The 8,397-nt window shown below is 58.7% G+C and carries 8 protein-coding genes and 1 pseudogene; 7 read left to right on the top strand and 2 right to left on the bottom strand.

Going from position 1 to position 8,397, the window contains the following annotated elements; genetic code table 11:
* Positions 1–78: 78 nt before the first annotated feature.
* Both HMCN_RS0116310 and ffh read right to left on the bottom strand, forming a co-directional pair.
* On the bottom strand, positions 79–399 hold the full coding sequence (locus HMCN_RS0116310; protein ID WP_025918383.1) for an SWIB/MDM2 domain-containing protein: 321 nt from the start codon (positions 397–399) through the stop codon (positions 79–81).
* A 125-nt stretch (positions 400–524) separates the two neighbouring features.
* Entirely contained in the window at positions 525–1,892 is a 1,368-nt protein-coding gene (gene ffh / locus HMCN_RS0116305) for a signal recognition particle protein (protein WP_025918382.1), read from the bottom strand.
* 404 nt (positions 1,893–2,296) lie between these two features.
* Between ffh and HMCN_RS0116300 the strand changes: the two genes are divergently transcribed.
* The 7 genes and pseudogenes from HMCN_RS0116300 to HMCN_RS19495 all read left to right on the top strand — a co-directional run bounded on the left by HMCN_RS0116300 (position 2,297) and on the right by HMCN_RS19495 (position 7,992).
* Complete coding sequence (locus HMCN_RS0116300; RefSeq protein ID WP_025918381.1) at positions 2,297–3,109, top strand: inner membrane protein YpjD; 813 nt, start codon at positions 2,297–2,299, stop codon at positions 3,107–3,109.
* Positions 3,106–3,333, top strand: coding sequence for a PP0621 family protein (locus tag HMCN_RS20025; protein WP_025918380.1), 228 nt, complete (start codon positions 3,106–3,108; stop codon positions 3,331–3,333). Before HMCN_RS0116300 ends, HMCN_RS20025 begins: the two co-directional genes overlap by 4 nt.
* 69 nt (positions 3,334–3,402) lie before the next feature.
* Positions 3,403–5,112: a PAS domain-containing sensor histidine kinase gene (locus HMCN_RS0116290; RefSeq protein WP_369792177.1), complete on the top strand. Its 1,710-nt coding sequence runs from the start codon at positions 3,403–3,405 to the stop codon at positions 5,110–5,112.
* Positions 5,113–5,145: 33 nt separating this feature from the next.
* Entirely contained in the window at positions 5,146–6,567 is a 1,422-nt protein-coding gene (locus HMCN_RS0116285) for a sigma-54 dependent transcriptional regulator (protein WP_025918378.1), read from the top strand.
* A complete protein-coding gene (gene ampD, locus HMCN_RS0116280; protein ID WP_025918377.1) occupies positions 6,564–7,187 on the top strand; it encodes a 1,6-anhydro-N-acetylmuramyl-L-alanine amidase AmpD in 624 nt (207 codons plus the stop codon). Before HMCN_RS0116285 ends, ampD begins: the two co-directional genes overlap by 4 nt.
* Positions 7,188–7,290: 103 nt before the next feature.
* Positions 7,291–7,709, top strand: a pseudogene (locus HMCN_RS18910) (ribonucleotide-diphosphate reductase subunit beta); the annotation flags it as partial.
* A gap of 112 nt (positions 7,710–7,821) precedes the next feature.
* A complete protein-coding gene (locus tag HMCN_RS19495; RefSeq protein ID WP_155837611.1) occupies positions 7,822–7,992 on the top strand; it encodes a hypothetical protein in 171 nt (56 codons plus the stop codon).
* Positions 7,993–8,397 lie beyond the last annotated feature (405 nt).

Genomic DNA, 8,397 nt, shown 5'->3' with positions numbered 1-8,397 from the left:
ACGATGTTGCGTCCGGGCTTTTTTTTGCGAGCCGGCCTGTATAACGGCAGCAGTCGCCTTGGTTTGGCGCTGCGGTGATTATTTCAGATGATTCGAAATCAGTTTTGTCATCTCGAACATCGAAACCTGCGCCTTGCCGTCGAAGATGGTTTTCAGATTGGCGTCGGCATTGATCATGCGTTTGTTTTGCGGATCCTGCAGGTTCAGCTTCTTGATGTATTCCCACACCTTCTTGGTGACTTCGGTACGCGGTAGCGGCGCTGCGCCGACCACGGTTGCCAATGCTGCCGATGGCGTCATCGGCTTCATGAAGGCGGCATTCGGTTTGCGGGCTGGAGCAGGCGCGGCTGCTTTTGCCGCTACGGGTTTCTTGGCTTCGGGTTTTTTCGCTGTTGCCATAGGGTGGCCTCCTCATGAACTGTTAAGAAATAACGCATTATTGCGCGCCCGCTAATATTGGTGCGGTTTGCATGGCGATGCAAGTGTTTTCTGCGGGTTCCCGGCGAATTCAGGCGATTGCTGCCTTAACGCATGCCTGGCATCATGCCTTTCATGCCACGCATCATTTTCATCATGCCGCCACCCTTGAGTTTTTTCATCATCGATTGCATTTGCTCGAATTGCGCCAGCATCCGGTTGACCTCCTGTACCTGAACTCCGGCACCGGCGGCAATGCGGCGTTTGCGCGCAGCCTTGATCAGGTCCGGTTTCGCGCGTTCCAGCGGTGTCATCGAATTGATGATGCCTTCCATGCGCTTGACCTGTTTTTCCGCCTGATCCATGTTGGCTCCGTTGGCGGCTTGCTGGAGCTGTGCCGGCAGCTTGTCCATCAGGTTGGAGAGTCCGCCCATCTTCTTCATCTGTGCCAGTTGCAGTTTGAAATCGTTCAGATCGAATTTGCCGCCGACTTTGAGTTTCTGGGCCAGATCCTGGGCCGCCTTGACGTCCACCCCTTTTTGGGCTTCCTCCACCAGCGCCAGGATGTCGCCCATGCCGAGGATGCGGTTGGCCATCCGCGTCGGGTCGAAGGCTTCCAGTCCGTCCAGTTTTTCGGAAACGCCGGCGAACTTGATCGGCTTGCCGGTAATGTGGCGCACCGACAAGGCCGCGCCGCCGCGGGAGTCGCCGTCCAGCTTGGTCAGCACGATGCCGGTCAGCGGCAGCGCGTCGTTGAATGCCTTGGCGGTATTGATCGCATCCTGGCCCAGCATCGCATCGACCACGAACAGGGTTTCGATCGGCTTGACCGCGGCGTGGACTGCGGAAATTTCGTTCATCATCTGTTCATCGATGCCCAGGCGGCCTGCGGTATCGATGATCAATACGTCGTGATAATGCCTTTTTGCATAATCCAGCGCGGCCAGCGCGATCGCAACCGGCTGGTCGGTGCTGTGGGACGGGAAGAAATCGGCGCCGACCTGAGCGGTAACCGCCTGCAACTGGGCGATCGCGGCCGGGCGGTAGACGTCGGCCGAGACCGTCAACACCTTTTTCTTCTTATTCTCGATCAGGTATTTGGCCAGCTTGCCGACCGTGGTGGTTTTGCCGACGCCTTGCAGGCCGGCCATTAATATGATGGCCGGCGGCTGGGTGGCGAAATTCAGTTGCGATGCTTCCGCACCCAGATCGGCGCCCATCAGGGAGGCCAGTTCGCGCTGCACCACGCCGACCAGAGCTTGTCCCGGCGTGAGCGAAGAAATGACCTCTTCGCCAAGCGCTTTTTGCTTGACGCGCGCGATGAATTCGCGCACCGCAGGCAGCGCCACGTCGGCCTCCAGCAGCGCCATGCGCACTTCGCGCAGCATTTCGGCGGTATTCGATTCGGTAAGACGCGCTTCGCCGCGCATGGTTTTGACGACTTTGGCGAGGCGTTGGGTAAGATTATCTAGCATGGCAGAGGCGTTTCGAAAATGGGGCGACAAGTCGATGCGCGGGCCGGCCTGATCGAAATGGCGCGCAGCGGAATGTAAAGCGCCATTTTAACCGATGCGGTGTGTGTCGACGGTGCCGGCGCAGATTAAACCGTGACGGTGTTTGATGCCGCGCCGGCTGGCGGCTGGCGTGTGCGGCCGATCCCGCGCAGGGCTGCGTACATTCCCTGTGATTCCGCTCCGCTACAGGGAGTATATGGAAATACATATTGTTTTCCGTATATTTTAATTGCGTAATTTAAAATACATATGTATGTATAATTTCTGGAGAAATCGTTCAAGTTCCTGCCGGAATCCGGCCATCTGCCAAAACGATCGGCAATTGTCAGGTGCGGCGCAGTGGGCAGATAGTGTAAACTGGGTATATGCAAACATCATTTTTCATCGCGGCAGCGGCACTGTATGCGATCTGCGCATTTCTGCCGGCGCGCCAGCGCATCGTTATCTCCAGCGGAACTGCGCTCGCCTGGCTGTTTCATGGCGTTGGGCTGTGGTCGGATGTGATTGTCGCACCCGAAACATTGCGGCTCGGATTCGCGATCATGCTATCGGCCGCATTTTGGGTTTCGGTTGCCGCGTATTGGCTGGAAAACCGCAATTTTGCGCTGGATGGCTTGCGTATCCTGGTGTTGCCCGCGGCGGTGCTGGCGGTGATCCTGCCGATTGCGTTTCCGGGCAGCGTGGTGCCGCTGGAAGGGAAATCGAACCTGTTTCCTTGGCATATCGCGCTGTCGATGCTGGCATACGGCACGCTGACCGTGGCCGCCTTTCATGCAGTGCTGATGACAATCCAGGAATCCAGGCTGCATCTGCATGCGGGCTCCCGTTCGCAGGGCTGGATTGCCGCAGTCATCGATCGCCTGCCGGCCTTGCTGACGATGGAAAAGCTGCTGTTTCGTCTGATTGGATTTGGATTCGCATTGCTGACGCTGACGGTGCTGTCGGGCGTCGTGTTTTCAGAGCAGTTATTCGGCCAGGCGTTCAAGTGGGATCACAAGACCGTATTTACCATGCTGTCATGGATGTTGTTCGGCGCCTTGCTGGCTGGCCGGAAATGGCAGGGTTGGCGCGGCAAGACGGCGCTGAGTTTCACACTGTCGGGCTTTGCAACCTTGCTGCTGGCATATGTGGGCAGTCGGTTTGTGCTTGAAGTGGTGTTGCATCGGGGTGGCGTATGAGGCTCCTGGCCTGGCTGTTATTGGGTTTGCTTGTGGTGTGGGCAATCCGTTCCAAAAAAAGTGCGATGCACGAGGGAAAAACCGAAGTGCCGCGACTCGAGGAACCCGAACTGATGGTGCCATGCATGCACTGCGGCGTACATTTCCCGGCTTCGGAAGCAGTCAGCCAGGCTGGCATGTCGTTTTGCAGCGAAGAGCACCGCCGCTTGCACTTCCCTTCCTAGCGCATGGGACGCAGTGGCCTGATCAGTCCTGTCGAGCCTGACGCGACCTTTTGGCGATCGTTGCAGGCGATGAATCTGACCCGGATCATCATTGCCGGTTTGCTGCTGGCGTATTTTAGCCTCAACGGCAGCAAGGCTGGCTGGATCAGCGGCCAGGTTATTTATCCGAAGATCTGCATCGCCTACCTGTTGCTGGCGTTGGCATTTGCAGTGCTGTCCGCCTATTCCCGGCGTCGCTTTTTGCTGCAGTTGTCGACTCAGATTGCTGCCGATACCCTGGTCATTTCAGCGTTGTACGTGGTTGCCGGCGGCGCCAAAAGCGGTTTGGCGATTCTGTATCTGTTCCCGCTGGCCGGAGCGGCAATTCTTGCCACCCTGATGCTGGCGCTGTTCTTCGTTTCGGTCGTGGCGCTGTTTCTATTGGCTGCAAGCGGGTACCGGGCATTAACGCTGGATGGCGATGCTGCCTTCATGCAGGCAGGATTGTACGGGGCTGCGTTTTTTGCCGTCGTTTTCGTTGTCAACCGCCTTGCCGCCAGACTCATCAGGCAAGAGCATCTGGCAGCCAGGCGCGGCATGGATTTGCAAATCCAGCAGGCCATCAACCGGCTGGTGATCGCGGACATGGGCGACGGCATTCTGGTGGTGGACCACGGCGGTGCGGTGCTGATGGGAAATCCTGCCGCGGAACGGATGTTGGGCGTAGCTGGCCTGGGCCGCAAGCCGGTTTGGCGCCTGGGTGACATACCTGCGTTTGCGCCGATTGCCGATGCATTTCTGGCGTGGTCGGCCGCATCTGAAAAGCCGGTGCCGGTGCCGGTGCCGGTGCCGGTGCCGGGGCAGGCGGAAGCACCGATTTTCGTTTTCATCAAGCCCGCGGCGGAGGTCACGCTGGCCGGCGCAACGAGTATCTGGGGCGGACGCCGGGAGCTGTTTTCTCACGTCAAGCTGCGCTTCGTGGCGGTTGATACGGACGACCCGAAAGTCGCCAGAACCATTATTTTTCTGCGCGATGTCAGCGAGATCGAAAATCAGGCGCAGCAATTGAAGCTGGCGTCGATGGGACGCCTGACCGCCAGCATCGCGCACGAAGTCAGAAACCCGCTGGCGGCGATTTCGCATGCGGCCGCATTGCTGCGGGAAGAGGCCGGCAGCCCCGTTTCTACACGGCTCCTGACTATCGTCGCCGATAATGTGGCGCGGGTGAACCGCATGATCGAAGATATTCTCAATCTCTCCCGCAAAGCGCAACTGCACGACGAACCTTTCGCGCTGCTCCCGGCACTGGCCGATATCGTCAGGGAATTCGAGGATGCGCATCACTTGCCGGCTGCCATGATTGCATTGAACGGTTCAGATGCGCCCGATGCATCCAATGCATCAGATAAGCCGCGGGTGCGCTTCGATCCGATGCATCTGCGCGAAGTGGTGGTAAATTTGCTGTCGAATGCGATCCGCTATGCCAGCCGCCGGCCGGCCAGCATCCGGATGCATGTGGCCAGCGACGATGCCGACCGGCTTGAGCTGCATGTCCAGGATGACGGGCCCGGGATTGCGGCGGCTGTGCGTTCGCATTTGTTCGAGCCGTTCCACACCACCTCCAGCAAGGGCACCGGCCTGGGGCTCTATCTGGCGCGGGAATTATGCTTGAACAATGGCGCGATGCTCGATTACGAGTATCGGATCGGGCATGTCGGGCATGTCGGGCATGTCGATCAGCGTGGCGGCGAGCCCAGCGGCAGGTTCGTGATTACGTTCGCGCTGCCGCATTCGGCTTGATTATTAATCCCATATAACTAATAGACTGTAGCCATGGCTTCTCCTCGTATTCTGGTGGTCGATGATGAAGCGGATTTGCGTGAATTGCTGGAAATTACGCTGGTGCGCATGGGGCTCGATGTCGATAGCGCCGATAGCCTGGCAGCTGCGCGGGCCCATCTGGCGCAGAATCAGTACGCGCTGGTATTGACCGACATGCGCCTGCCGGACGGCTCTGGAATCGAGTTGGTTGGCGAAGTTGCCGGCGCCTGCAAAAACACCCCGATTGCCGTCATCACCGCTTTCGGCAGTGCCGAGAATGCGGTGGCGGCATTGAAGGCGGGCGCATTCGATTATGTTTCGAAGCCGCTGGCGCTGGAGCAGTTGCGCCTGCTGGTGCACTCTGCCTTGCGCCTGGACGGCGTGGCCGGCATGTCCGCCAAGCCTGCCGCGACGCCCGGGCGGGCCGCATCGCGCCTGACCGGAGATTCGCCCGCGATGCAGGCCTTGCGGGCCCAGATCGCGCGCCTGGCGCGCAGCATGGCGCCGGTCGCCATCAGCGGCGAGTCCGGCAGCGGCAAGGAGCTCGCCGCGCGCGCAATCCATGCCTGCAGCGCCCGGGCGGATCAGCCCTTCATTGCGGTCAACTGCGGCGCCATTCCCGACAATTTGATGGAGGCGGAGTTTTTCGGTTATCGCAAAGGCGCGTTTACCGGTGCCATCGAGGATCGCGACGGGTTTTTCCAAGCCGCGCATGGCGGCACGCTGATGCTGGACGAGGTGGCCGATTTGCCGCTGGCGATGCAGGTCAAGCTGTTGCGCGCGATCCAGGAGCGCTGCGTGCGCAAGCTGGGCGCTATCGCCGAAGAACCGGTGGATGTGCGCATCGTCAGCGCCACGCACAAGAATCTGGCCAAATGCGTCGAAGACGGAAGCTTCCGGCAGGATTTGTATTACCGTCTGAATGTCATCGAACTGGCATTGCCGGCGTTGCGCGAGCGGCGCGAGGATATCGGCCTGCTGGCTGATGCGATCCTGATGCGACTGGCGACCGCCGGCAACGCCGCCGTGCTGGCGCCCTCGGCGCTGCAGGCATTGTGCGGTCATGCATTTCCGGGCAATGTGCGCGAACTCGAAAATATCCTTGAACGTGCGCTGGCGTTCGCCGAGGATGGGGTCATACAGGTCGCCGATCTGGCGCTGAAAGCGGCAAAGTCGCCGGCTTCGATGTCGCCCGACGCCAATCCAATTCCATCGCAGCCGCACGCCATCGCCGGCGGGGCCGCATGCCCGCCACGCGACGACGGCATTCCAAGCTGCCTGCCGGATTATCTGAGCGGGATCGAGCGCGACATCATCCGGCGCGCCCTGGTACAGACCAGATACAATCGGACCCAGGCGGCAGAGTTGCTCGGCATCAGCTTTCGCCAGTTGCGCTACCAGATGCAAAAGCTCGACATCAGCGAACCAGAATGAGCAGGAATAAAATCACCCAACCCAGACCGGTCCGGCTCGAGGTGGCGGCCGACGGCTGGTGCCGCCAGGCGCTGCGCATCGCTTCGCCCAACTGCGACGCACGGCCGGCCGGCACCGACATCAGCTTGCTGGTGATCCACAATATCAGCCTGCCGCCCGGTCAGTTCGGCGGCGAGCGGATTTGCGAGCTGTTTACCAACCGGCTCGATTGCGATGCGCACCCGTACTTCGACCAGTTGCGCGCGCTGCGGGTTTCGGCCCATTTCCTGATCCGCCGGGATGGCGTCGTGGTCCAGTTCGTATCCGCCGACGATCGCGCCTGGCATGCGGGCGTATCGTCGTTTGGCCCGCGGCAGCGCTGCAATGATTTTTCGATCGGGATCGAGTTGGAGGGAACCGATTTCGAGCCCTTCGCCGAGTTGCAGTATGTATCGCTGGTCGGCCTGACCGCTGCATTGCAGGCCCGTTATCGGCTCACCGATGTGGCCGGACATGAACATATCGCGCCAGGCCGGAAAACCGATCCGGGGCCGTTTTTCGATTGGCGCCATTACCGGCAGGCGCTTGATGCGCAATCACGGTTGGCGCTTACGCGTGATGCGCTGCGCTTCCCTGCTTGACTTGAAAAATCATCTGAAAAGGTACTGCGGCAGGCTTGCCGGGCGCCGGTGCGCTTGGCAATAACCTGGGGATTGGTGCCGGGTCATCGAAACAAGGCTATGGGCGGAGCAGTGTCCCTGTATTTTGTGTGACCAGTCGATGCACTGCAGCTTCGGGAGCGACTTGATCAGAGCCATCAAGATGGAAAATCCGCAGTTGTGGATAGCGCAATTGCGTGGCGGGATCAAAGCTTCGTTTCTGTACGCGCTAGAGTTGGAATATCTCTACGCAGAGGATACAATGCCGCGAGGCGTGCCCGGTTTGAATGCGTCGGTGTTTGCAGGTTATTTGCGCTGCATCGTAAATAGCCGCGCACAGCAGATTGGGCTTGACCCGATGTTCGCACAGGAAGAGAATCCATTCCCATGGATGCGCGAGATGGTCGATTGGAAAATGGAATGCAATTTTCTGAAACATGGGTCATCGGACATCGAACAAGTGAAGCGCCCAATTGGAAATGCATATCGGGCAGCATGCAATGAAGGGCGGATGCCAGCACCTGGTTTGCACCGGAACCGAAGCCCGTCAGATACGCAATGCCAGTGGTGTACCAGCAGGAAACAACGAAAAAATGGAAGGCTATCACCCCATTTGATGGACAGTAAAAAAACAAATCGCCCTAATCAGTTTCTGCCGCCAAACCTGATCATTTCGGGTAAGGCGGCTTTTTCTTTGAAAAAACCGGAAATTTTTCAGGATCTGAATTCCAGCGCCAGTGTTACAGCTGGCGTTTTTTCTGGGTACAACCGCAGTATTGTTGCTTAACCTGTTTGCAGGTTAACCTCCGGCGTGATGTTTGCGTATTTGTGCGTGTTACGGGAGGGGGGGTGCCATTGTGGCCGGATTGCCGCATCGTGTTTCGAATGCGGCATAGCGGCTGGTACCGAATTCATTAGCGCATGCAGACGGTTGTGTGCGCCGATGAATAATTCGTCTGGCCTATCGCGATGGCGAGTCGGATTGAAATCTTGAAAATTGATTTTCCCATCTCACGTGAAGGAGAAAAAAATGGCAACAGCAGTCAAAAAGCCAGCAGCGAAGAAACCGGCCGTCAAGTCCGCCGCGCCTGCAAAGAAGCCAGTGGCAGTAAAAAAAGCCGCTGAAAAAACACCGCCTGTAGCAGCCAAAAAAATAGCGCCGAAAGCAGCGGCTGTCACAGCGGTTGCAGCC

Source organism: Herminiimonas sp. CN (assembly GCF_000622895.1).
Lineage (GTDB): Bacteria > Pseudomonadota > Gammaproteobacteria > Burkholderiales > Burkholderiaceae_D > AVCC01.
The sequence above is the reverse complement of the archived record's forward strand: the minus strand, read 5'-3'. Positions and strand labels throughout refer to the sequence as shown.